The organism is Pseudonocardia alaniniphila, from assembly GCF_022524485.1.
Taxonomy (GTDB): Bacteria; Actinomycetota; Actinomycetes; order Mycobacteriales; family Pseudonocardiaceae; genus Pseudonocardia; species Pseudonocardia alaniniphila.
The window spans coordinates 1-961 of record NZ_JAKXMK010000101.1; the positions used below are offsets into that span (position 1 = coordinate 1).

The window sequence follows — 961 nt, forward strand, 5'->3', positions numbered from 1 at the left end:
CACACCGAGTTCCGCAGTGCGCAGCTGGCCCGGCTGGCCGACCCCTCGCTGCCCGAACCGGCGTTGTCGGACCCCAGCGACGACGCCGTGCGGGACGCGATCGAGAACAACCAGCTCAAGCTGCTGCGCGAACGCGGCGGCGACATGATGATCTTCTCCCCGCGGGCCTCGGCGATGCAGCACCACGTCCCCGACCCCCACGTCGCACGCCAGTGGGCCCAGGTCAACAACGACCTGATCCACCGGGTGGTCGGGCTGTTCCCGCAGCACTTCATCGGGGTCGCCCAACTCCCCCAGACCCCCGGCGGCTCCCTGGACGACTCGGTGGCCGAGCTGCGCCGCTGCGTGGAACAACTCGGATTCGTCGGCGCCAACCTCAGCCCCGACCCCTCCGGCGGGCACTGGACCTCACCCCCGATGACCGACCCCTACTGGTTCCCCATCTACGAGGCCCTCGTCGAGCTCGACGTCCCCGCGATGATCCACGTCTCGGCCTCGTGCAACCCCAGCTTCCACGCCCTGGGCGCGCACTACATCAACGCCGACACCTCGGTGTTCATGCAACTGATCGAAGGCGACCTGTTCACCCGCTTCCCCACCCTGCGCTTCGTGATCCCCCACGGCGGAGGCGCGGTGCCCTACCACTGGGGCCGCTACCGCGGGCTGGCCGACCGGCTGGGCCGCCCCCCACTGCACGAGCACCTGATGAACAACGTCTTCTTCGACACCTGCGTCTACCACCTACCCGGCATACGCCTGCTCCACGAAGTGATCGACACCGACAACATCCTCTTCGCCTCGGAAATGATCGGCGCCGTCCGCGGCATCGACCCCGAAACCGGCCACCACTGGGACGACACCAAGCGCTACATCGACCAACTCGGCCTCACCGAACACGACCAGCGCAAGATCTTCGAACTCAACACCCGCCGCGTCTACCCACGACTCGACGCCCAACTCA

1 protein-coding gene is annotated in these 961 nt (G+C 67.6%); it reads left to right on the forward strand.

Features of this window, described 5'->3' with window-relative positions; translation table 11 throughout:
• The coding region (locus MMF94_RS43160) for an amidohydrolase family protein (RefSeq protein ID WP_241043296.1) at positions 1–961 on the forward strand (961 nt) is incomplete at both ends.